This window comes from Amycolatopsis sp. NBC_01480, from assembly GCF_036227205.1.
In the GTDB taxonomy this organism is placed as follows: Bacteria; Actinomycetota; Actinomycetes; order Mycobacteriales; family Pseudonocardiaceae; genus Amycolatopsis.
Map to the genome: position 1 here is coordinate 6,435,667 of NZ_CP109442.1, position 22,300 is coordinate 6,457,966.

23 protein-coding genes and 1 pseudogene are annotated in these 22,300 nt (G+C 72.6%); 10 read left to right on the forward strand and 14 right to left on the reverse strand.

From position 1 onward, the window contains the following. Window positions 1–88: 88 nt before the first annotated feature. Window positions 89–1,717, forward strand: coding sequence for an L-glutamate gamma-semialdehyde dehydrogenase (gene pruA / locus OG371_RS30785; protein WP_329058941.1), 1,629 nt, complete (start codon window positions 89–91; stop codon window positions 1,715–1,717). A gap of 13 nt (window positions 1,718–1,730) precedes the next feature. Beyond that, the gene (locus tag OG371_RS30790) at window positions 1,731–2,660 is read left to right on the forward strand and encodes a proline dehydrogenase family protein (protein WP_329058942.1); all 930 of its coding nucleotides are present in this window, start codon (window positions 1,731–1,733) and stop codon (window positions 2,658–2,660) included. A gap of 84 nt (window positions 2,661–2,744) precedes the next feature. On the opposite strand, the gene trxA is transcribed toward OG371_RS30790, so the two are convergent. Further along, on the reverse strand, window positions 2,745–3,113 hold the full coding sequence (trxA, locus tag OG371_RS30795; RefSeq protein ID WP_091618657.1) for a thioredoxin: 369 nt from the start codon (window positions 3,111–3,113) through the stop codon (window positions 2,745–2,747). Between the two features lie 108 nt (window positions 3,114–3,221). On the opposite strand from trxA, the gene OG371_RS30800 reads away from it, so the two are divergent. After that, window positions 3,222–3,464 (forward strand): DUF2630 family protein, encoded by a 243-nt coding sequence (locus tag OG371_RS30800; protein WP_329058944.1) that lies wholly within the window; start codon window positions 3,222–3,224, stop codon window positions 3,462–3,464. A gap of 239 nt (window positions 3,465–3,703) precedes the next feature. Here OG371_RS30800 and OG371_RS30805 read toward each other — a convergent pair whose 3' ends face one another. The 10 genes from OG371_RS30805 to OG371_RS30850 form a co-directional block, all read right to left on the reverse strand. After that, complete coding sequence (locus OG371_RS30805) at window positions 3,704–5,272, reverse strand: alpha/beta hydrolase (protein WP_329058945.1); 1,569 nt, start codon at window positions 5,270–5,272, stop codon at window positions 3,704–3,706. Window positions 5,273–5,404: 132 nt separating this feature from the next. Next, window positions 5,405–6,484, reverse strand: a complete 1,080-nt coding sequence (locus OG371_RS30810; RefSeq protein ID WP_329058946.1) for an ATP-dependent DNA ligase — start codon at window positions 6,482–6,484, stop codon at window positions 5,405–5,407. Window positions 6,485–6,511: 27 nt separating this feature from the next. After that, complete coding sequence (gene amaP / locus OG371_RS30815; RefSeq protein ID WP_329058947.1) at window positions 6,512–7,111, reverse strand: alkaline shock response membrane anchor protein AmaP; 600 nt, start codon at window positions 7,109–7,111, stop codon at window positions 6,512–6,514. A 13-nt stretch (window positions 7,112–7,124) separates the two neighbouring features. Beyond that, window positions 7,125–7,661, reverse strand: a complete 537-nt coding sequence (locus OG371_RS30820) for a DUF6286 domain-containing protein (protein WP_329058948.1) — start codon at window positions 7,659–7,661, stop codon at window positions 7,125–7,127. Beyond that, window positions 7,661–8,050, reverse strand: a complete 390-nt coding sequence (locus OG371_RS30825) for an Asp23/Gls24 family envelope stress response protein (RefSeq protein WP_329058949.1) — start codon at window positions 8,048–8,050, stop codon at window positions 7,661–7,663. Before OG371_RS30825 ends, OG371_RS30820 begins: the two co-directional genes overlap by 1 nt. After that, window positions 8,047–8,226, reverse strand: coding sequence for a hypothetical protein (locus tag OG371_RS30830; RefSeq protein ID WP_329058950.1), 180 nt, complete (start codon window positions 8,224–8,226; stop codon window positions 8,047–8,049). The genes OG371_RS30825 and OG371_RS30830 overlap by 4 nt, the downstream gene beginning before the upstream one ends. Window positions 8,227–8,294: 68 nt before the next feature. Then, window positions 8,295–8,750, reverse strand: coding sequence for an Asp23/Gls24 family envelope stress response protein (locus OG371_RS30835; RefSeq protein WP_329058951.1), 456 nt, complete (start codon window positions 8,748–8,750; stop codon window positions 8,295–8,297). A 125-nt stretch (window positions 8,751–8,875) separates the two neighbouring features. Then, entirely contained in the window at window positions 8,876–9,322 is a 447-nt protein-coding gene (locus tag OG371_RS30840) for a hypothetical protein (RefSeq protein WP_329058952.1), read from the reverse strand. Next, window positions 9,319–9,900: an RNA polymerase sigma factor gene (locus OG371_RS30845; RefSeq protein WP_329058953.1), complete on the reverse strand. Its 582-nt coding sequence runs from the start codon at window positions 9,898–9,900 to the stop codon at window positions 9,319–9,321. The genes OG371_RS30840 and OG371_RS30845 overlap by 4 nt, the downstream gene beginning before the upstream one ends. After that, a complete protein-coding gene (locus tag OG371_RS30850) occupies window positions 9,900–10,658 on the reverse strand; it encodes a pyrimidine reductase family protein (protein ID WP_442876007.1) in 759 nt (252 codons plus the stop codon). Before OG371_RS30850 ends, OG371_RS30845 begins: the two co-directional genes overlap by 1 nt. 103 nt (window positions 10,659–10,761) lie before the next feature. Between OG371_RS30850 and zapE the strand changes: the two genes are divergently transcribed. Then, entirely contained in the window at window positions 10,762–11,784 is a 1,023-nt protein-coding gene (gene zapE, locus OG371_RS30855; protein ID WP_329058954.1) for a cell division protein ZapE, read from the forward strand. On the opposite strand, the gene OG371_RS30860 is transcribed toward zapE, so the two are convergent. Continuing rightward, complete coding sequence (locus OG371_RS30860; protein ID WP_329058955.1) at window positions 11,747–12,328, reverse strand: phosphatase PAP2 family protein; 582 nt, start codon at window positions 12,326–12,328, stop codon at window positions 11,747–11,749. The two genes, zapE and OG371_RS30860, sit on opposite strands and share 38 nt — an antisense overlap. A 107-nt stretch (window positions 12,329–12,435) precedes the next feature. On the opposite strand from OG371_RS30860, the gene OG371_RS30865 reads away from it, so the two are divergent. Together OG371_RS30865 and OG371_RS30870 are read left to right on the forward strand one after the other, a co-directional pair. Next, window positions 12,436–12,930 carry a polyketide cyclase gene (locus tag OG371_RS30865; protein ID WP_329058957.1) on the forward strand — a complete coding sequence of 165 codons (495 nt, stop codon included), beginning with the start codon at window positions 12,436–12,438 and terminating at the stop codon, window positions 12,928–12,930. A gap of 81 nt (window positions 12,931–13,011) precedes the next feature. Next, complete coding sequence (locus OG371_RS30870; RefSeq protein WP_329058958.1) at window positions 13,012–13,890, forward strand: NAD(P)/FAD-dependent oxidoreductase; 879 nt, start codon at window positions 13,012–13,014, stop codon at window positions 13,888–13,890. A gap of 153 nt (window positions 13,891–14,043) precedes the next feature. On the opposite strand, the pseudogene OG371_RS30875 reads toward OG371_RS30870, so the two are convergent. Both OG371_RS30875 and rocD read right to left on the reverse strand, forming a co-directional pair. Further along, window positions 14,044–15,182: pseudogene (locus OG371_RS30875) on the reverse strand (DUF2252 domain-containing protein). A 272-nt stretch (window positions 15,183–15,454) separates the two neighbouring features. Then, a complete protein-coding gene (rocD, locus tag OG371_RS30880; RefSeq protein ID WP_329058959.1) occupies window positions 15,455–16,696 on the reverse strand; it encodes an ornithine--oxo-acid transaminase in 1,242 nt (413 codons plus the stop codon). 198 nt (window positions 16,697–16,894) lie between these two features. Between rocD and OG371_RS30885 the strand changes: the two genes are divergently transcribed. From OG371_RS30885 to OG371_RS30900, 4 genes are all read left to right on the forward strand, one after another. Then, complete coding sequence (locus tag OG371_RS30885) at window positions 16,895–17,746, forward strand: PPK2 family polyphosphate kinase (protein ID WP_329058961.1); 852 nt, start codon at window positions 16,895–16,897, stop codon at window positions 17,744–17,746. 12 nt (window positions 17,747–17,758) lie between these two features. Beyond that, complete coding sequence (locus OG371_RS30890) at window positions 17,759–19,873, forward strand: prolyl oligopeptidase family serine peptidase (RefSeq protein ID WP_442876008.1); 2,115 nt, start codon at window positions 17,759–17,761, stop codon at window positions 19,871–19,873. Then, the gene (locus OG371_RS30895) at window positions 19,870–20,823 is read left to right on the forward strand and encodes an LLM class F420-dependent oxidoreductase (protein ID WP_329058963.1); all 954 of its coding nucleotides are present in this window, start codon (window positions 19,870–19,872) and stop codon (window positions 20,821–20,823) included. Before OG371_RS30890 ends, OG371_RS30895 begins: the two co-directional genes overlap by 4 nt. Before the next feature lie 99 nt (window positions 20,824–20,922). Further along, window positions 20,923–22,113 (forward strand): cytochrome P450, encoded by a 1,191-nt coding sequence (locus OG371_RS30900; RefSeq protein WP_329058965.1) that lies wholly within the window; start codon window positions 20,923–20,925, stop codon window positions 22,111–22,113. The last annotated feature ends 187 nt before the right edge of the window (window positions 22,114–22,300 follow it).

Consider the following 22,300-nt stretch of genomic DNA (forward strand, 5'->3'; position numbering starts at 1 on the left):
TCTAGCCTGGCGGACAAACCCGCCCGCGGCTTCCGGCGTTACGGTTCGGGCAACTGAACCCGCAGGTGCCGAGAACAAGGGAGCCGCCGTGGACGCCGTAACCCAGACCCCAGTCCCGAAGAACGAAACGGTGCTGACGTACGCGCCGGGCAGCGCCGAGCGCGCCGAACTCGAGGGCGCGCTGGCCAAGCTGGGCCAGGCGGGGCCCGTCGACCTGACCGTGACGGTCGGCGGCGAGCAGCGCGCCGGCGGCGGCGAGAAGATCGACGTCGTCCAGCCGCACAACCACGGCCACGTGCTGGGCACCATCCAGAGCGCCACGAAGCAGGACGCCGCCGACGCCGTCGCCGCGGCGGGCAAGGCCGCGCCGGAGTGGCGCGGGCTGTCGTTCGACGACCGCGCCGCGATCCTGCTGCGCGCGGCCGACCTGCTGACCGGCCCGTGGCGCGCCACGCTGAACGCGGCCACCATGCTCGGCCAGTCGAAGACCGCCACCCAGGCCGAAATCGACTCCGCCTGCGAGCTGGCCGACTTCTGGCGCTTCAACGTCGAATTCGGCCGCCGCATCCTGGCCGAGCAGCCGATCAGCTCGCCCGGCGTGTGGAACCGCATGGAGCACCGTCCGCTCGAGGGCTTCGTCTACGCGATCACGCCGTTCAACTTCACCGCGATCGCCGGCAACCTGCCCACCGCGCCCGCGCTGATGGGCAACACGGTGCTGTGGAAGCCTTCGCCGACGCAGAGCTTCGCCGCGCACCTGACCATGCGGCTGCTCGAAGAGGCCGGGATGCCGCCGGGCGTGATCAACCTGCTGCCGGGTGACGGCAAGGCCGTCTCCGAGGTGGCGCTGACGCACCGCGACCTCGCGGGCATCCACTTCACCGGCTCCACCGCGACGTTCCAGCACCTGTGGGGCACCGTCGGCGGGAACATCGCCGGCTACCGCAGCTACCCGCGGTTGGTCGGCGAGACCGGCGGCAAGGACTTCGTGCTGGCGCACCCGTCGGCCGACATCGACGTGCTGCGTACCGCGCTCGTCCGCGGCGCTTTCGAGTACCAGGGCCAGAAGTGCTCCGCCGCTTCGCGCGCGTACATCCCGCGCAGCGTGTGGGAGCAGCTGAAGGACAGCCTGGTCACCGAAACCGAGGCGCTGTCCTACGGCGACGTCACCGACCTGAGCCACTTCGGCGGCGCGGTGATCGACCGGCGCGCGTTCGACAAGCACGCGTCGCTGTTCGAGCGCGTGAAGGGTGACGGCGAGGTCGAGATCCTCACCGGCGGCACCGCGGACGACAGCGTGGGCTACTTCGTGCAGCCGACGGTCCTGGTTTCGGCCAACCCGAAGCACGAGATCTTCAGCACCGAGTACTTCGGCCCGATCCTGTCGGTGCACGTCTACGACGATGCTGATTTCGACTCGATGCTCAAGGTGATCGACGAGACCGCGGCCTACGCGCTGACCGGCGCGGTGATCGCGAACGACCGCGCGGCCGTGGCGAAGGCGTCCGAAGCACTTCGGTTCAGCGCCGGCAACCTCTACGTCAACGACAAGCCGACCGGCGCCGTCGTGGGCCAGCAGCCGTTCGGCGGGGCCCGCGCCTCGGGCACCAACGACAAGGCCGGGTCGATCTTCAACCTGCTCCGCTGGACGAGCCCGCGCTCGGTCAAGGAGACCTTCGTGCCGGCGACCGTCGTGCGTCACCCGCACCAGGGCTGAGAGGGAGCCTGTCATGCTGCGTGCCCCGCTGCTCGCCGCCGCCCGGTCCCGCCGGGTGCGCGCGTTGATCGAAGCCGTGCCCGCCACGCGGTCCGTGGTGCGGCGGTTCGTGTCCGGGTCCGCGACCGCCGACGCCGTGCGCGTCGCGCGGGAGCTGGCCGCCGACGGCCGGTCGATCACCATCGACCACCTCGGCGAGGACACCACGGACGCCACCCAGGCGGCCACCACCGTCCGGGCCTACGAGGCACTGCTGTCGGCGCTCGCCGAACAGGGCCTGGCCCAGGGCGCGGACGTCTCGGTGAAGCTGTCGGCCGTCGGGCAGTTCCTGCCGGCCGACGGCGAGGGCGTCGCGCTGGAGAACGCGCGGAAGATCTGCGCCGCGGCCGAGGCCGTCGGCGCGACCGTGACGCTCGACATGGAGGACCACACCACCACGGACTCGACGCTCGGCATCCTGCGCGAGCTGCGCGGCGAGTACCCGTGGGTGGGCGCGGTGCTGCAGGCCTACCTCAAGCGCACCGAGCAGGACTGCCGTGAGCTGTCCGGCCCGGGCTCGCGGGTGCGGCTGTGCAAGGGCGCGTACGCCGAGCCGGAGTCGGCGGCGTTCCAGGACAAGGCGGACGTCGACAAGTCGTACGTGCGCTGCCTGAGCGTGCTGATGGCGGGCCAGGGCTACCCGATGGTGGCCTCGCACGACCCGCGGATGATCGCCATCGCGTCGAAGCTGGCGGCCGAGGCCGGGCGCACGGCGGCCGACCACGAGTTCCAGATGCTGTACGGAATCCGGCCCGAGGAGCAGAAGCGGATCGCCGCCGAGGGCTCCACCATGCGCGTGTACGTGCCGTGCGGCGACGAGTGGTACGGCTACTTCATGCGGCGGCTGGCCGAGCGCCCGGCGAACCTGGTGTTCTTCCTGCGCGGGCTCGCCACCCGGTCCTGAAGTACCCCGGACACAAGAGAACGCCCCCTCACCCGCTTCCCCGACGGGTGAGGGGGCGTTCTCACGTCCCCGGTCAGTACTGGGTCAGGCCTGCGCTTCCTGCTCGGCCGCGGCCTTCTTGACCTCGTCCATGTCGACCTCGCGGGCCTGGCGGATGATGTCCTCCAGCGCGGCCGCGGGCAGCGCGCCCGGCTGCGCGTAGATCAGGGTCTTGTCGCGGATCACCGCGAGCGTCGGGATCGACCGGATGTCGAACGCGGCGGCGAGCTGCTGCTCGGCCTCGGTGTCGACCTTCGTGAACACGATGTCCTCGTGTTTCTCCGACGCCGTCTCGTACACCGGCGCGAACTGGCGGCACGGGCCGCACCAGCTCGCCCAGAAGTCGATCAGGACGAACTCGTGGTCGCTCACGGTCTGGTCGAAGTTGGCGGTGGTCAGCTCAACTGTGCTCATGCCCTCTCCAACGGACGACGCGCGGCGGGAATTCCCGCGCGCGAGGTAGCGTCTTGACCTCTCAGGATCGAGGCCCGGCCGCTCGGCGGGCCGGGGCAAGGAGGAACCATGGCGGACAGCGGGATCATGGGCCGGATCGACCAGCTCATCGCTGAAGAGCACGAGCTGCGGTCCCGGTCGGTCGGGGTCGGGCTCTCCGGGGAGGACCGGGAGCGGCTCAGCGGGGTGGAGCAGGAGCTGGACCAATGCTGGGATTTGCTTCGGCAGCGGCGGGCTCGGGTCGAGTTTGACGAGGATCCGGAGGGGGCGCAGGTGCGGCCGGTGGGAGAGGTTGAGGGGTATCGGCAGTAGGGCCGGAGTAGCTCGGGGAGAGCCCGAAGCGGGGTAGTGAGGGCGCAGCCAGAAGCGGAGTAGTGGGGGCAACCCGAAGCTGGATTGTGACTACGGCGCTGGCCAGGTTGTCAAGGCGGGAAAGATGCCTTGGCAACCTGGCCAGCGCCGTGTTTTGGCTTCGGATCGGGTTGCGGGGAGGCCTGGTTGCGGCTGGGGCGGGGTGGCGTTGCCGGGGCGCGTTGCTGGGGGGCGGTTAGTTAGGCCGGGCAGAGGGTGCCGTCGGTGGGGACTTTGCCGTCGATCAGGAAAGATTGGGCGGCGGCTGTGACGCAGGGACTCAGGCCTACGGCGCCGTGGCCGGTGCCTTGCCAGGTGACGGTTACGGCGCTGGGCATCTGGTCTGCGGCGCGGCTGGTGCCCTGGCCGGGCGTGACCGGGTCGGTGGTGGTGGCGGCGACCAGGATCGGTGGGACGCCGGGGGCGCCGGCGGCTGGGAGGGGCTCGCGGCGGACCGGCCAGGCGCCGCACCAAGCGAGTTCCTGGGCTACCAAGGCGCCGAATTGGGGGTACTTCGCGCGCATGCCCTGGGCCACCTTGTCGATCTGGTCGGCGGGCAGGCGGGTGGCGGCGTCGTTGCAGCGGGTGGCCATGGTGCCGCCGATGCGGGACGGGTCGTTGTCGTCGTCGGTCAGCATGGGGGAGGCGAAGGACTCGAGGGCGGTGACGTCGCCGGTGCGGGCGGCGGCGATCGCGTCGGCCAGGGCGGGCCAGCGGGAACGGTCCGCCAGGCCCAGGTAGACGCCGTACATCGCGATGCCGGGGCTCAGGACCACGCCGTCGGGGGTGGATGCCGGGGCGGCGCGGAGGCGGTCGGTCACGGCTGTCAGCGCGGCCTTCGGGTCGCCCATCGAGCAGCCGCGCGCGGCACAGTCCGCGCCGAACGCGTCCAAAGTGCCCTGCGCGCCCGCGGCCACGGTGTCCAACACAGCCGCGCGGTCCGCACCCGGGTCGGGCAGACCGTCCAGCACCATGCGGCCGACCTGGCCGGGGAAGCGCACCGCGTACTCCGACAGCACCTTCGAACCGTCGCCGCGGCCCAGGGCGCTCAGCTTGTCCAGGCCCAGCTCACGGCGAAGCTCATCGAGGTCGCCCGCGGTGCGCCAGCTGTCCAGCGCGGTCTGCGCGGTGTCCAGGTCGATCGCGCACTGCTGGCCGGCCCGGCGCGCGGCGTCCAGCACGTTGCCGAGGCCGCCCTGCGCGGGATCCGCGCCCAGCAGCGCGTCCCGGGCCTCGGGCGGCACGCACTGCACACCGCCGGACAGCCCGGTGCCGCGGCGGTCCAGGCCGATCAGGGTGAACTTCTGCAGGAACGCGGGCGGCAGCTGCGCCGCGAGCCGCGCGGCGAACAGCGAGCCGGGGTCGCCGCCGACGTCGTTGACCACCACCAGCGGGATCGGGCCGGTGCCCGCCTTCAGCACCAGGATCCGCGCCAGCAGGTGCTGGGTGTCGTCGGGCGCGTCGAGCGGCGCGTTCATCCGCGCGCAGCTGAAGTGCAGCGACGCGGGCACGGCCGGCTGGCCCATCCGGGCGCGGGTGTCGTCGTCGCAGTCGGTCCAGCGCAGCGTCGGGGACTGCGGCTCCGAAAGCGGGGGCAGCGGCACCGGGGCCGAACTCGGCGCCGCGGGCTGGATGGCCTTGCCGTCGTTCTCCACCACGGCCGGGCGCACCGACGGGCCGGTGGTGCAGCCCGCGAGGGTCAGCGCCCCCAGCGCCACGACCGCCAGCCGGGCGCGCAGGCGGGAACGGCGGGTGGAACGGCGGCGCACAGGCTGGTCCTCACGTCTACTCGGGCGAACTCCCGGTCGAGCTTGGCACGCCGGGTGTGGGGCGGAAGTTAGCGGGTCCGGCCTCGTGAGTGGCTACGACGGTTAGAACCGTCATGAACACTCACGAGTGGTTCAGCGGGTCCGCACGACCTCGCCGCGGAACACCGCGGACAGGTCGTAGCGCGCGGGCTCCTCCAGCTGCGCGTAGCCGCACGACGAGGGCTCGCGGTCCGGGCGCCAGCGGGCGAACTGCGCGGTGTGCCGGAACCGCGCGGGGTCCCCGCCTTCGGTGTGCTCGTACGACACCTCGACGACCCGCTCCAGCCGGAGCGGCACCCACGGCTGCTCCTTCGACCGCCAGCGCGTGATCCCGCCGGGGATCCGCTGGCCCTCGCGCACGGCGTCGCCGAGCCACGGGTGCCCCTCGCCGTCGGTGACCAGCGGCGCCAGTTCGGTCGCCAGCTCGCGCCGCCTCGCGGCCGGGAACGAGCCGACCACACCGACGTGGTGCAGCAGCCCGTCGCCGTCGTACAGCCCGAGCAGGAACGACCCGACGGCCTCGCCCGGCGCGCCGTCCACGTGCCAGCGCAGCCCGGCCAGCACGCAGTCGGCCGTGCGCGAATGCTTGTACTTGAACAGGACCCGCTTGCCCGGGGTGTACGGCTCGCCGAGCGGCTTCCCGATCACGCCGTCGAGCCCGGCGCCCTCGAACAGCTCGAACCAGTGCCGCGCGGTGTCCGGGTCCGTGGTCGCCGGGGTCAGGTGGAAGCCCTCGCCGGCGAGCTTCTCCAGGCGCGCGCGGCGGGCCGAGGTCGGTTCGTCCACGAAGGACTCCGCGCCCAGCGCCAGCACGTCGAACGCGACGAACTCGGCGGGGGATTCCTTGGCCAGCAGCTGAACGCGGCTGTCGGCTGGGTGGATGCGCTCGGTGAGCGCGTCGAAGTCGAGCTTCCCGTCGCGGGCGACCACCAGCTCGCCGTCGAGCACGACCTGGTCCGGCAGTGTTTCCAGGAGCCGCGCGACCACCTCGGGGAAGTACCGGTTGAGCGGCTTCTCCGCGCGCGACTGGAGAGTCAGCTCGTCGCCGTCGCGGAAGACGAGGCAGCGGAAGCCGTCCCACTTGGGCTCGAACAGCAGCCCGCCCGAGTCCGGGATCGCCTTCGCGGGCTTCGCGAGCATGGGCTTGATCGGTGCCAGCACGGGGAGGGCCATGCGGGCATTCTGCGCACAGAACGCCCGTCAGCGCACGCGTGCCGGGCCCGCCGTGTCCAGTTCGAGCCGGACGGCAGTCGGCAGCACGTCCAGCCCGAGCGACTCCCGGGCCCGCGTGAGCACGTACGTGTCCAGGTCGGACCAGACCCGGCGGACGTCGGTGTCCTCGCTCAACCACAGCGTCACGCGCAGCGCCGGCTCGGCCTTGGTGCCGACGGCACGCGCCCGCGCCCGGGTGACGCCCGCGATGTCCTCGGCGTCGGCCTGCACCGCGTCGGCGATCGCGGCCGAGGTGACGGTCAGCTCCGCGCCCGGCGTCTCGTCGAGCTGCAGGTCGGGCCGCGGCTCCGGGCGCAGCGAGCGGAAGAACCACCACAGGCCCAGCACCAGCAGCAGGACGCCGAGCACCACCGCGCCGATCCGCGCGTACAGGGCGTGGTCGCCGAGCCAGCGGACGGCCATCGGGTCGACCAGCGAGCGGTGCCCGCGGAACCGGCCGAGCCAGCCCAGCCCGACCATCAGCGCGGCGGCGCCCGCGAGCACCGCGACCAGCCCGATGATCAGGGTGAGCGTGCGCTCGGCGCCGTACGAACGGCCCAAGGCGCGGCGGGCGGCGGAAGTGCTCATGTGGTCACCCCGGTCATCGGCGGTCCTTCGGCGAGTCGACGACCACGGTCACCTTCGGCCGGCGCACCAGCGGGACGTCGTCCAGCACGCTGCCGACCGTCTCGAGCAGGCGCGGCCGCAGCTGTGCTTCGTCTTCGAGACGGCTGGAGGCGCGCACGCGGACGCGGCGGGCGCTGGCCGTCACGCTCGCGCCGCTGACGTTGTCCTGCGCGCGCACGGCGAGCCCGACCATCCGGGCCAGCGAGCGCGGCGACGTGCTCACGGAGATCCCGTCGGCCGGGTCGGTCATCCGCACCGCGCGGCTGCCCGCGCTGAGGGAGAAGAGCACTAACAGCAGCCCGGCGACGAGCACCACCGCGGCGGTGATGCGCACGGGCGTCGCGGTCCAGTCGAGCCCGGCCAGGTCTTCGCGCCAGCGCGGCCACGGCACGAGCAGCGGCGCGCTCTGCGGCTTCCACCAGTGCCAGCCGACTTCCAGCGCGAGCAGCGCCCCGCAGCCGGCGAGCACCAGCGCGAGCACTGTGGACAGCAGCCGGACCAGAACGCGCATCACTGCACCCGCGGCCGGGCGTCGGGCAGCAGCGCCGAGACCGTCACCGCGATCGAGCGCACGTGGTACGCGGTGATCCGCTCGACCTCTTCGGTCACCTTCGCGCGGACGTCGCCGGTCACCGACCGCACCGGGCCGGGGTAGCGCAGCGCCAGATCCAGCGCGAGGTCGACGTCGTTGTCCTGGCCGCCGACCTTCACCCCGGCGCCCGAGCGGCCGGTGGTGAGCCCGGCGACGCGGTGCTCGGCCAGGACCGTGCCGGGCACCTGGTCCGCGGCGTGCTGCGCGACCTTGCGCACCACGGCGTGGGCGATGCTGAGCGTGCCGCGCTCTTCGGGCTCGGCGAGCTCGCCGCGGGGCAGATCGACCTCGGCGAGGTGCCCGGTCACTTGTCCCGGCCCTTGCCGCCGAACACGTCCCCGAGGTCCAGCTCGCCGTCGAGGACGCGCCCGACGACCAGCCCGATGATGCCGACCGCCAGCGTCACCAGGAAGGCGGTGAAGCTCTGCGTGGCGGCGAGACCGAGGATGAGCCCGGCGAGCAGGCCGGTCTGGGTGGCGTTCAACGTTTCCTCCTGGGGTGCGAAGACTTCTGGCCGACCGGGGTGTCCACTGTGTACAGCGCGCGGTCCCGCTACTCGACGCGGGAGGACTCCGGCGCGTCGTCGTCCTCGCCGGGCAGGTGGATGTCGTTGACCGCGATGTTCACCTCGATCACCTCGAGCGCGGTGATCTCTTCGACGGCCCTGATCACGTTGCGCCGCACCGCGCGGGCCACCTCGACGATCCGCGCGCCGTACTCCACGACCAGGTCGAGGTCGATCGCCGTCTGCTTCTCGCCCACCTCCACCGAGACGCCCGAGGTGGAGGTGGTGCCCGAGCCCGGGATCCGTTCGCGCAGGGCACCGAACGCGCGCGAGACGCCGCTGCCCAGCGCGTGCACGCCGGCGACCTCTCGGGCGGCGAGCCCGGCGACCTTCTGCACCACCAGCGACGAGATCGTGGTGCGGCCCGCGGTGGTGTCCTCGTTCAGCGGGGTCGGGGTGACCCGGCCGGGGACGTCGGGCCGGTTCGGGCTCGGCTGCGCCATGGAGTTCGCTCCCTCGGTCCTGCGGTTGGAGTCCTGCGGCCGGAGTCCCGGCTCTGAAAGTTTGCCCACCCCTACGATGTCCCAACCGGCGGAATCCTCACGGTGGGTCACCCGAACGGAGGAATTCAGTCCGGGTGGACGTCGACCACGTGCACGTTCACCGTCGGCGGCGGGGAGCCCAGCTGCCGTTGCAGCTCCTCGGTGACCCGGCCCCGCAGCAGCTCGGCGGCCTCGTCCGCGGCGACGCCGAAGCGGACGGTCGCGAGCACCTGCAGCTCCCCGTCGTCGAGGGCGACGGCCGACACGTGCACGCCGTCCGCGGCCTCGGCCACCTCGGCGGCGACGGCCCGCGCGAGCTGGACCACCACGGTCTCCGAGACCGACAGCGAGCCGCCCTCGGACGGCAGCGGGATCGGCGGCGCACCGCGGCGGCCGCGCACTCCGCTCACCGAGCGCAGCACCCGCTCGACGAGCCCGGGGGGCGTCGGGACCCGGCGCCGCGCGGCCGCGCGCACCAGCTCCCAGTGGGGGTCCCGCTCGGGATCCGCCGGGCCGGGGCCCTGGTCCGTCATCGTCGCTCCCTCAACTGGCCGAGCAGCGCCACCCTGGCCCGGTGGAGCCGCGCGCGCAAGGCGGGGACGCTGACTTCGAGCACCTCGGCCACCTCCTCGTAGCTCAGTCCCTCCAGCTCGCGCAACACCAGCGGGACGCGCTGGGACACCTCGAGCCGGGAGATCGCGCGCAGCACGGCGTCCACCTGCTCCGCGCGCACCACCTGCCGCTCCGGCGTCGCCTCGGCGACCAGTGCACCGTCCAAAGTGGACCGCCGGCGGCCCTCCGGGGCCGGGTGCACGTCGTCGAGCGACACGGTGGGGCGGCGACGGCGCAGCAGCGCGAGCGCGCCGTTGGTGACCACCCGGTACAGCCAGGTCGACACCGAGGACTGGTGCCGGAACGCCGGCAGCGCCCGCCAGGCCGCGAGCCAGGCTTCCTGGACCACGTCCTCGGCCTCGGCCGAGCCGCCGGTGATGCGCAGCGCCACCCGGTACATCATCGGCGTGTGCCGCCGCACGAGCGTGTCGAACGCCGCGTGGTCACCCGCCGCGGCGCGGTCGGCGAGGGTGGCGTCGCCGTCCTCCTCGGCCGGCATCAGCCCGTGGCCCGCCGGTAGCGCAGCAGCGTGAAACCGTCCTCGACCAGGATCGACGCGAGGTCGAGGCGCCGCGGCGGCGAGACGGCCGGGCCCGCCGCGATCCGGCCGGCGCCGCCCCCGGTGAGCAGCGGCGCGACGGTGAGGCACAGCTGGTCCACCCGGTCCGCGGCGGCGAGCGCGCCGAACAGCGCGGGCCCGCCTTCGCAGTCCACGCGTCGGAGGCCGCGTTCGGCCAGCATCGCGAGCGCGCGCGGCAGGTCCACGTCGTCCTCACCGGCCGTGAGGACACTGGCGCCGGCTTCGGCGAGCGCTCCGGTGTCGGCCTTCGTGGTGGTGACGACGATCGGCGGCACGGCCGTGTCCGTGAAAAGCCGGCTCCCGGGGTCGAGCGCGCCCGATCGCGTGACGACGGCGATCGGCAGCGTCGGGGCCAAGCCGAGGCGTGCGCGTCGGGCGGCCCGGTCGGGGTTCGACCGGGCGCCGCGGTAGTCCTCGGCGCGGGCGGTGCCGGCGCCGACCAGCACCACGTCGGCGAGGTTGCGGGCGAGCAGGAACACGCGCTTGTCGGCCGGGTGCGAGAGGCCGGCGGAAAGCTCGTCCACGGCCGCGGCCCCGTCGGCCGACGCGACGAAGTTGACCTGGACGAACGAGCCCGTGAGCGGTTCGGGATACCCGTAGACCCGCTCCAGGTCGTCGTCGGACAGCGGCGGGGTTCCCCCGCTCCCGCCCGGTGATGGTGGCCACACGCTCCGCACACCAGCTATCCCAGCATGGCCCCGGAACCGCCCCCGACCGGGGGATACGCATGTCCGCCCACCTCGCACGCCCGGGTGAACGCGGTGGCTAGGCTCTGCGACCATGCCCGCAGCCGCCCTGACCGACCGGTTTCCCGAGCTCGGGGCCGACGAGCTGATCGAGTCCCTGGTGCCGCCGCCGCGGTTCGGCCGCGCGCGGTTCAGCACCTACGTGCCCAATCCCGACGAGCCCAGCCAGGCCGCCGCGGTCGAGGCCTGCTCGGCGTTCGCGCGGGGGATCGGCGAGCGGCCCGCGCGCAAGTCGCGGCTGCGCTCGCTGTTCGGCGGCGGGATCCCCGAGCCAGTCGGGAAGATGGGCCTCTATCTCGACGGCGGCTTCGGCGTCGGCAAGACCCACCTGCTCGCGTCCGCTTGGCACGAAGCGCCTTCGCCCAAGGCGTACGGCACCTTCGTGGAGCTGACCCACTTGGTGGGCGCGCTGGGCTTCGCTGAGGCCGTGCGGCGGCTTTCGGAGCACCGGCTGCTGGCGATCGACGAGTTCGAGCTGGACGATCCCGGCGACACCACGCTGGTCAGCCGGCTGTTGCAGGAGCTGATGAACGCGGGCGTGCACATCGCCGCGACGTCCAACACGCTGCCGGACAAGCTCGGCGAGGGCCGGTTCGCCGCCGAGGACTTCCTGCGTGAGATCCAGGCGCTGTCCCAGCGGTTCGGGGTGGTGCGCGTGGACGGGCCCGACTACCGCCACCGCGGCCTGCCCGACGCGCCGCCGCCGGTCAGCGACGAGGAGCTGGAAGCCTCCGCCGACGCGCACGAAGGGTCCACTTTGGACGATTTCGACGCCTTGGTGGAGCACCTGGCCAAGCTGCACCCCTCGCGGTACGGGAAGCTGCTCGACGGCGTCCGGCGGGTGCACCTGCGGCAGGTGAAGCCGGCGCCGGACCAGAACGTGGGCCTGCGCCTCGTCGCTTTCGCCGACCGGCTCTACGACCGCGCGATCCCGGTGATGGTGTCGGGGGTGCCGCTGCCGGAGCTGTTCACCGAGGAGATGGTGAACGGCGGCTACCGCAAGAAGTACCTCCGCGCGGTCAGCCGTCTGACGGCGCTGGCGCGCGACGCGGTGTGACGACGGCGCGCAATCCGGTCACCACGGCGGTGCCGAAGAACGTGCCGCCGGCGATGTCCGTGAGGTAGTGGTAGCCGAGGCCGATCATGCCGATCGCGGCGCAGCCCAGCAGCACCACGCCGGCCACGGCGGCGGCGGTTTTCCACCGGGCGAGCAGGACCAGCACCACGAGCACGGTGACCAGGCTGACCGTGTGCCCGCTCGGGTAGACCAGCGTGCCGTCCTTCCAGCGGTCGAACAGCGGCTTGAGCACCCAGGTGTTCAGCGCGACCGCCACCGCCGGGCCCGCCACGGCCAGCAGCGCGTCGGTTTTCCGGCGGCGGTACAGGCAGATCCCGGCGATGACCGCGATGGCGGGCAGCAGCACGTACGGCTCGGTCGGCAGCACGAGCACGTCCAGCAGGTCGTGGCCGAGGCCGCTGACTCCGGACGCGGCGGCGGAGTCCAGCCCGCTGGGGGAGCGGCCGCCCGCGAAGACGAGGCCGAGCGCCAGTGCGGCCAGCGCGCAGGCGAGCGCCACCACGGTGAGGATGCGGCGGCTCATGTTCCCTCCGTTCGCGAAATACCGAAGTCCGGGCTGTCGAAATCCGCGATGTCGTTCGTCGTCAAGGCAGGACCGGGACGCCGTCCCGTCGACGGAGGAGATTTACCATGGCCACTGAATATCTGAGCGCGACCCTGACTCTCGCCGTGCCCGTCGAGCGGGTGTTCGCCGTGCTGGCGGATCCGACAGCCCACGTCGCGATCGACGGCACCGGCTGGCTGCGGGAGCCCGTCGACCGCGCGCCGCTCACCGAGGCAGGCCAGCTGTTCCGGATGGACATGTACCACACCGCCCACCCAGACGGTGACTACCAGGTGATCAACAAGGTCGTGGTGTTCGACGCGCCGCGCGCCATCGGCTGGCTGACCGGGTCGCAGAGCGACGGCGGCGAACCGGAGTTCGGCGGCTGGGTCTGGCGGTACGACCTGGAGCCGCTCGGCCCGGCCGAGACCGAGGTCAAGCTCGGCTACGACTGGTCGGCGGTCCCGGACTTCCGCCGGGAGTTCATCCAGTTCCCGCCGTTCGGCCCCGAGCACCTGGAAAACTCGCTGCGGCACCTGGCCGGGCTGGCCGCGCCGGCGGCCCAGGCTTCGGGCCGCTGACCGGGCGGCGTACGCGGATGGCGGGTGGCCGAACCGGCCCGGGTTCGGCCACCATGCGGGGGAACGGGTGGAGGGAGCGGTATGCGGGTCACCGTGGTCGGGGGCGGTATCGCCGGGCTCAGCAGCGCGTATCGGCTGGCCGAAGCGGGACATCGGGTCACGGTGCGCACGGCGGGGCGGCCGGACGAGTCCACGTCGGCGGTGGCCGGAGGGCTGATCTACCCGCCGGTGGCGCAGGTGGACGAGCGCGTGATGCGGTGGACTGAAGCGACCGTCGGGGTGTACCGGCGTTCGCTGGCGGCGCCGGGCATCCGGTTCCTGCCCGGCTCGATCACCCTGGGGGCGGATCAGCCTGGCCCGCCGTGGCTGTCGGCCATGACGGACGTGACCCGCGACGGCGACCGGCTCGGCTTCACCACGGCGCTGGTGGACATGCCGGTGTACCTCGCGTGGCTCGCGGAGCAGGTGGCCGCGCTGGGTGTGAAGACGGAGTATGCCGCGGTGGCGTCGCTGACGGAGGTGGACGCGGACGTGGTCGTCAACGCCGCCGGGCTCGGCGCGGCCGCGCTGGCCGGCGACGACACGCTGGTGCCGGTGCGCGGCCAGCTCGTGCACCTGGCCGACCCGGGCCTGACCTCGTGGACCGTCGTGGTCGAGGGCGACGAGGTGACGTACGTGATCCCGCACGGCCGCCACGTGATCTGCGGCGGCACCGAGGAAATCGGCCGCGGTGACCTCGACCCCGACCCGGCCGTGGCGGCGGCCATCGTGCGCCGGTGCCGTTCACTGGTCCCGGCGCTCGCGGACGCCGCCGTGCTCGGCACCCGCGCGGGCCTCCGGCCGGGACGCCCGTCGGTCCGCCTGGAGCGGGTCGGCAACGTCGTGCACGACTACGGCCATGGCGGCGCGGGTGTCACTTTGGCCTGGGGCTGCGCGGACGACGTCGTCGAGCTGGTTTGAGTCGCACGGTCTGGGAAAGGCTGGCTTCGCGGTCGACGGGAGGACAACGGCTGCCCTCGGTGCAGCGGATGACGCTTTGGCCTCGCTCAGTGCAGCGGAAGCGTCATTCACTGCACTGAGCTGACCCCAGCCAAAACGGTCCGGGAGCCGGCCTCAGCTGGTGAACTCGGCGTGGTCGGCCTCGGTGCGGTCGGCGTAACGCACCGCGTACGCGCCGATCGCCTCCTCGAGGTGCTCGTCGTCGGCGAAGTAGCCCGCCAGTAGTTGCGGGTGCAGGGAACGGGTGTGGGCGCGGGCCAGCAGGGCGCCGGCGAGGCGGCCGTAGTCGTCGAGGTGGTTTTCGCGCAGGGCGGCCGGGTCGATGGCGCCCTTGAGGTTGCGGAACTGGCGCACGATGAACGGCACGTCGTCGATGGTGGTCCAGCCCAGCAGGATGTCCGACTCCGCCTGCACGAGCCGGGCGCCCTCGACGATGCGGCGGCCCTCGTGCTCCGGCGCGGGCACGCCGAGGTGCGCGGCCAGCGCCGAGGGCTGGCCTGTTTCACTTGCAGCACCAGGTCTTCCTCGTCGTTCCCGTGCAGCAGCACGACGTAGCTGCGCAGGCCGACGCTGCCGGTGCCGACCACCCGGAACGCGACGTCGGCGATCCGGTACCGCGCGGCCAGCGTCCGCCGCGACTCGCGCAGGGTGTCCACATAGGACACCAAGCCGCCGGCCACCGCGGCCGCGGTGGCATCGTCCACATGGGTCAGCACCGGCGGGTCTTCGACGAAACGGTGTCGCGCCAAACCGGTCTCGTGGTCGTCAACTTGCTGGGTCCACTTGGCGACGACCTTCGCGCTGGTATTGCGCCGGGCCTTCTTCTCCGCGTCCGCGAAGTCCTCGATCAGCTCGTCCGCCCGTGCCTTCGACAGCACGGACGCGTCCGGCAGCGCGTTCCACGACTCCAAATACGGCAACTCCGCCAGCGCCCGGATGGTGCGGCGATAGGACTTCACCGCGTCCTCGGCCGCCTCGCGACAGCCCGGTTCGCCGATGCCGCCCTCGCGCCCGGCGAGCACCAGGCTGGCCGCCAGCCGCTTGAGGTCCCACTCCCACGGGCCGGCCACGGTCTCGTCGAAGTCGTTGATGTCCATCACGATCCGGCCCTCGGGCGTGCCGTACAGCCCGAAGTTGGCCGCGTGCGCGTCGCCGCAGAGCTGGGCGGCCAGGCCGGACGACGGCGTGCCCGCGAGGTCCGCCGCCATCAGCCCGGCCGCGCCGCGGAAGAAGGTGAACGGCGAGGCCGCCATCCGCTCCCGCCGCAGCTCGACCAGCTCCGGCAGCCGTCCGGCGTTGCTCGCCGCGAAGTACTCCCGCGCGCCCGGCCGCTCGCGGGCCGCGGCCTCGTGGTCGTGCGCCGTCACCGGCGCGCTGTCACGCAGCCGCTTGCCCCGCGCGTACAGCTCCGCCGGTTCGACGCTTTCGGTGCCGACCAGCGGCCGTTCCACCCAGTCCCGGTTCTCCCGATACCCCAGTGCCATAACCGGCTTAACGAGCGAACCGGGCGAAACGCTCCCGCCGCTCAGCTCATGCCACGGATGACCTTGACGATCGCGTCGATGCCGCGGTCCAGCTCCTCGCGGGTGATCACCAGCGGCGGCGCCACGCGCAGGGTGTTCTCGTGGGTTTCCTTGCACAGCACGCCGAGCCCGGCCAGCGCCTCGGACGCCGCGCGCCCGGATGGCCCGCCCGGCGCGATGTCGATGCCCGCCCACAGGCCGCGGCCACGGACCTCGGCCAGGCCGTGCCCGATCAGGCCGGTGAGGCGCTCGTGCAGGTGGGCGCCCAGCTCGGCCGAGCGCTGCTGGAACTCGCCGGTGTTCAGCAGCCGCACCACAGCGCGGCCGACCGCGCACGCCACCGGGTTGCCGCCGAACGTCGAACCGTGCTCGCCGGGCTGCAGGACCCCGAGCACGGCCTGGCTGCCGACCACGGCGGACACCGGCAGGATGCCGCCGCCGAGGGCCTTGCCGAGGGTGTAGACGTCGGCGCGCACGCCCTCGTGGTCCAGCGCCAGCACGGTGCCGGTGCGGGCGAGGCCGGACTGGATCTCGTCGGCGATCAGCAGCACGCCGTGCTCGTCGCAGGCGCGGCGGACGTCGGCGAAGTAGCCGTGCGGCGGCACGACGACGCCGGCCTCACCCTGCACGGGCTCGAGCAGCACGGCCGCGGTGCGCGGAGTGATCGCGGCGCGCAGGGCCTCGGCGTCGCCGTACGGCACCGTCACGAAGCCCGGCGTGAACGGGCCGAAGCCGGCGCGCGCGGTTTCGTCGGTGGAGAACGACACGATCGTGGTGGTGCGGCCGTGGAAGTTCGACCCGGCGACGATGATCTCCGCGGTGCCGTCCGGCACGCCCTTCACCTGGTGCGCCCACTTGCGCGCGACCTTCACCGCGGACTCCACGGCCTCGGCCCCGGAGTTCATCGGCAGCACCATCTCGGTGCCGGTCAGCTCGGCCAGCTCGCGGCAGAACAGGCCCAGCTGGTCGTGGTGGAACGCGCGCGAGGTGAGCGTGACGCGGCCCAGCTGCTCGACCGCGGCGGCGATCAGCGCGGGGTGGCGGTGGCCGAAGTTCAGCGCCGAGTAGCCGGACAGGAAGTCCAGGTAGGACTTGCCCTCCACGTCGGTCACGCTGGCGCCTTCGGCCTCGGCGATCACGACCGGCAGCGGGTGGTAGTTGTGGGTGCTCCAGCGCTCGTCGAGTGCGATGAACCCGTCGGCGGAGGCAGGGGCGGCGGTTTCCCGGCCGGCGAACGTCGTCATGGGTTCAGGCTAGGCCCTGTTCGCGGGGAGATCAGCCGGGAAACGTTGCTTTCGCCCGTTGTTCGTTGCGCAGTCCGGGGGGATCGCCGGTGAATCGATGCGTGCGGGGGACGGTCCGGTACGGAATCGACGGTGAACCACCCGGCCGGGTGGTTCCCGCGAAGGCGGCGGCCGCGACCTGAGGGTTATCGTCGCCGGATGGCGAAGAAGGAGAACGGGAACCGCGTCCGGGATGCCCTGCGAGCAGGGGCGGAGCTGCCGGACCCGGCCTCGTCGCCGGTCGGGCCGGCCAAGAAGGCGAAGGGCGAGGAGAAGCTCGCCACCGCCGGGGAGCGGCTTTCGGCCCTGCAGGAGGCGCTGTACGCGGAGGGCACGGCCGGCGGCGGCCGCAGTGTGCTGCTGGTGCTCCAGGGCATGGACACCTCGGGCAAGGGCGGCACCGTCGGGCACGTGCTGGGCCTGGTGAACCCGATGGGCGTCAAGTACACCGCGTTCAAGAAGCCCACCCCGGCCGAGCGCCGCCACGACTTCCTCTGGCGCGTGCGCCGCCAGCTGCCCGCGCCGGGTCGGATCGGCGTGTTCGACCGCTCGCACTACGAGGACATCCTGGTGCCGCGGGTGTCCGGGCTGCTCACCGCGGCCGAGCGGCGGCTGCGGTACAAGCAGATCAACGCCTTCGAGAGCGAGCTGGCCGAGGGCGGCACCACCGTGGTCAAGGTCTTCCTGCACATCTCTCCCGAGGAGCAGCTCAAGCGGCTGCGGGCCCGGTTGCAACGACCGGAGAAGCGCTGGAAGTTCGACCCCTCGGACCTCGAAGCGCGCAGCCACTGGACCGCCTACCAGGAGGCCTACGCCGACGTGCTGGCCAAGACCTCGCCGGACACCGCGCCCTGGTACGTCGTGCCCGCCGACCGCAAGTGGTACCGGAACTGGGCCGTGGCCGAGCTGCTGATCGAGGTGCTCACCGAGCTGGCGCCGCAGTTCCCGGAACCGGCCTACGACGTCGAGGAGATGCTGCTCGCGCTGAAGGGTGTTGGCGTCGTGGCCTGATCGTCTGAAAGAGTGCCGGACGTGACCGACTCTGTTCTCGACGACGACCTCTCGTTCCTCCGCCGCCAGGCCCGCACCCAGCGCTTCACGCTCGGCGCGCCCAAGCTGTTCACCGTGTCCCCGGACGGTTCGCGGGTGCTGTTCCTGCGCAGCGAGTCAGGCACCGACCCGCGGCACAGCCTGTGGGCGCTCGACCTCACCTCCGGCGAGGAGGCGAAGCTGGTCGACGCCGCGGAGCTGCTGCCCGGCGACGAGGACCTGCCGCCGGAGGAGCGGGCGCGCCGCGAGCGTTCGCGGCTGACCGGCAGCGGTGTGCTGGCGTACGGGGTCGACGACGCGTTCACGGTCGTCACCTTCACCTTGTCCGGCAAGCTCTACACACTCGAGCTGGCGACCGGTGAGATCAAGGTGCTGGTCGACGGCTCGGTGATCGACCCGCGGCCGAACCCGTCGGGCACGCACGTCGCGTACGTCCGCGACCGGCGGCTGCGGGTGATCGAGCTGGCCACCGGCGCCGACCGGGTGCTGGTCGAGGAGGACGGCGAAGACGTCACCTGGGGCCTCGCGGAGTTCATCGCCGGGGAGGAGATGGACCGCCACCGCGGCTACTGGTGGTCGCCGGACGGGCAGAGCCTGATCGCCGAGCGCGCGGACCGCGGCCCGGTGCCGCGCTGGACCATCGGCGACCCGGCGAACCCGCAGAACCCGGCGAACGTCGTCGCGTACCCGTCGGCCGGCTCGCCGAACGCCGAGGTTTCGCTCGCGCTGCTGGGCCTGGACGGCAGCCGCGTCGACCTGGCCCGCGGCGACTGGGAGTACCTGGTCACGGTGCACTGGTCGGCGGGCGGGGCGCCGCTGCTCGCGGTGCAGCCGCGGGACCAGCGCTCGCTTTCGGTGCTGGCGGTCGACGTCGCGGACGGCTCGACCAGCGTGCTGCACACCGAGACCGACGCGCAGTGGGTCGAGATCGTCCAGGGCGTGCCGGCGTGGACCGCGGACGGCCGCCTGGTCACCGAGAGCGCGGCCGACGGCGACCACCGGCTGGTGGTGGACGGCAAGCCCGTCACGCCGGCCGGTCTTCAGCTGCGCTCGGTGCTGCACGTCGGCACCGAAGTCCTCTTCACCGCTTCCGACGACCCGACGCAGGTGCACGTCTACCGCACCGAGGGCGGCACCGTCCGTCGTCTGTCCACTGAGGACGGTGTGCATGGCGGCTCGGGCAGCGCGGCGCTCACCGTGGTCTCGTCGTGGAGCCTCGAGCACAGCGGCCCCATCGTGCAGGTGCTGCGTGACGGCGAGCCGGCGGGCTCGATCACATCGTCCACTGTGGACCCCGAGATCGTGCCGAACCTTACCTGGCTGACGCTCGGCGAGCGCGGCCTGCGCGCGGCTTTGGTGCTGCCGCGGGGTTACGAGCCGAGTGAGGGCAAGCTGCCGGTGCTGCTCGACCCGTACGGCGGCCCGCACGCGCAGCGCGTGCTCCAGAGCCGCAACGCGTTCCTCACCCCGCAATGGCTGGCGGACCAGGGTTTCGCGGTGCTGGTGGTCGACGGCCGCGGCTCGCCGGGCCGGGGCGCGGCCTGGGAGAAGGCCATCGCGGGCAAGCTCGCCGAGGTCACGCTGGCCGACCAGGTGGACGGGCTGCACGCGGCCGCGGCCGAGCACCCGGAGCTGGACACCGAGCGCGTCGCGATCCGCGGCTGGTCCTACGGCGGGTACCTGTCGGCGCTGGCGGTGCTGCGCCGTCCGGACGTGTTCCACGCCGCCGTCGCGGGCGCGCCGGTGACCGACTGGTCCCTTTACGACACGCACTACACCGAGCGTTACCTGGGCAAGCCGCAGGACGCGCCCGAGGTGTACGAGACGAACTCGCTGATCGCCGGCGCCGGAGAGCTTTCGCGGGCGCTGATGCTCGTGCACGGCCTCGCCGACGACAACGTGTTCCCCGCGCACTCGCTGCGGCTCTCGTCGGCGCTGCTGGCCAAGGGGCGCTCGCACGTGTTCCTGCCGCTCGCCGGGGCGACGCACATGACACCGCAGGCCGAAGAGGTCGCGGAGAACCTGATGCGCACGCAGGTCGACTGGCTGCTGCGTGAGCTTTCCGTTGTCGACAAGGAGAATTCATGAGCCGCTGGGGCCTTACGATCCCGCTCACGGGTGTGCCGCTGACCGAGCACCGCGAGCTCGTCGAGCAGCTGCCCGACCTCGGCTACACGGACGCCTGGACGGCGGAGACCGCGGGCACGGACGCGTTCACACCGCTGGTGCTGGCTTCGCAGTGGGCGCCGCAATTGCGGCTGGGCACGGCGATCGTGCCGGTGTACACGCGCGGCCCGGGGCTGCTGGCGATGAGCGCGTCGACGCTCGCGGAGCTGGCGCCGGGCCGGTTCGTGCTCGGCATCGGGGCCTCCTCGCCGGTGATCGTGGAGGGCTGGAACGCCGCGGAGTTCACCGAGCCGTTCGCGCGTTCGCGGGACACGTTGCGGTTCCTGCGCTCGGCGCTCGCCGGGGAGAAGGTGAGCGAGAAGTATGAAACGTTCTCGGTGAGCAAGTTCCGGCTGGAGCGCGCCGCGGACCCGGCGCCGTCGATCATGCTGGCGGCGCTGCGCCCGGGCATGCTGAAGCTGGCGGCCCGCGAGGCCGACGGCGCGATCACGAACTGGCTGGCCGCGTCCGACGTGGCGCAGGTGCGGGGCGTGGTGGGGCCGGACGTCGAGCTGGCGGCCCGGATCTTCGTCTGCCCGACCGAGGATGCCGCCGCCGCCCGGGGCCTGGGGCGGATGCTGATCTCCTCGTACCTGACCGTGCCGGTGTACGCGGCGTTCCACGAGTGGCTCGGGCGCGGTGAGGCGCTGGCGCCGATGCACGCGGCCTGGGCGGCGGGGGACCGGAAGAAGGCCAACGAGGTGATCCCGGACTCCGTGGTGGACGAGCTGGTGATCCACGGCAGCGTCGAGTCCTGCCGGGAGCAGGTTCAGGCCTATGTGGACGGTGGGCTGACCACGCCGGTCATCGCGCTGCTGCCGACCGGCGGGGACCCGTTCGAGCAGGTGCGGGGGCTGGCGCCGCGGGCCTGATCCGGCCAGCTCCCCCTCGGGATTGGTGGACGACCGCCGGTTTTCTTGCTACTACTCGAAAGACCGGCGGTCCCACCACGAACCCAGGAGGTTCGCACGATGACGATCGAGGCTCGCCCGTACCCGTTCCCGGAGGTCCCGCAGCTGGATCTGGCGCCGGAGTACGGCCAGTTCCGGCGGGCCGCCGGCCTCGCCCGGCTGGAGATGCCCTACGGCGGCACGGCCTGGCTGGCGACCAAGCTCGCCGACGTCAAGCTGGTGCTGTCCGATCCCCGGTTCAGCCGCGCGGCGGCCGTGGGCGCCGACGCGCCGCGCACGTTGCCGATGATCGAGACGACCCCCAGCATCCTGAACCTGGACCCGCCTGAGCACACGCGGGTGCGCCGGGTGGTCGCGAGGACGTTCACCGTGCGCCGGATCGAGCTGCTGCGCCCGGGCATCCAGCAGGTGGTGGACGGCCTGCTGGACCGGATGATCGAAACGGGGCCGCCCGCCGACCTGGTCACCGATTTCGCGCTGCCGCTGGCGATCACCGGGATCAGCGAACTGCTCGGCGTGCCGGAGGACCAGCGGTCGCAGTTCCATGTCTGGTCGGACAAAGCCACCGCCATCGCCGACGTGCCGGTCGAGGAGATCATGGCGGCCCAGCAGTCGCTGGAGACCTTTTTCGCCGAGCTGGCCGAGAAGCGCCGGGTGGAGCCGACCGAGGACCTGATCGGTACTCTCGTGTCGGCCCGGGACGACGAGGAACGGCTCTCCGACGAGGAACTGGTGCAGCTGGGCACCGTCCTGCTCAGCGCGGGGCACGAGACCACGGCCAACCAGCTCTCCGGTTACGTGTTCACCCTGCTGACCCAGCCCGAGCTGTGGCAGCGGCTGTGTGACGATCCGGCGCTGGTGCCCACCGCGGTCGAAGAGCTGGCGCGGATCACGCCGCTGGGGGTGGTCACTTTCGGCCGGATCGCCCGGGAAGACCTGGAGGTCGGCGGCACGCTGGTGCGCGCGGGCGAGTCCGTGGTCTGCCAGATCGCCGCCGCCAACCGCGACGAGAGCGCGTTCGAACGGTCCGGCGAGGTGGACTTCGATCGCGAAGCCAATCCGCACATTTCGTTCGGGCATGGTCTGCACCATTGCCTCGGCGCGCCGCTCGCGCGGGTCGAGCTGCAGTCCGCGCTCGGCGCGCTGGTGCGCCGGCTGCCGGAGCTGCGCCTGGCGGTGCCGGCCGCCGAGGTGCCGTTCAAGAGCGGCCGCCTGCTTCGCGGACCCCGGTCGCTGCCGGTCACCTGGTAGCCCGCCGATCTTCGCAGCTGCCGGACCACAGCGGATGACGCTTTCCCTGCACTGAGCGCAGCGGAAGCGTCATCCGCTGCGGTGCTCGTCGGGAGCGCGACGGCCGCCGTGAGTGCAGCGGAAGCGTCATTCGCTGCGCTCGGCGCAGCGCAAGCGTCATTCACTGCGCTGAGTGCCGCCGCCTGCC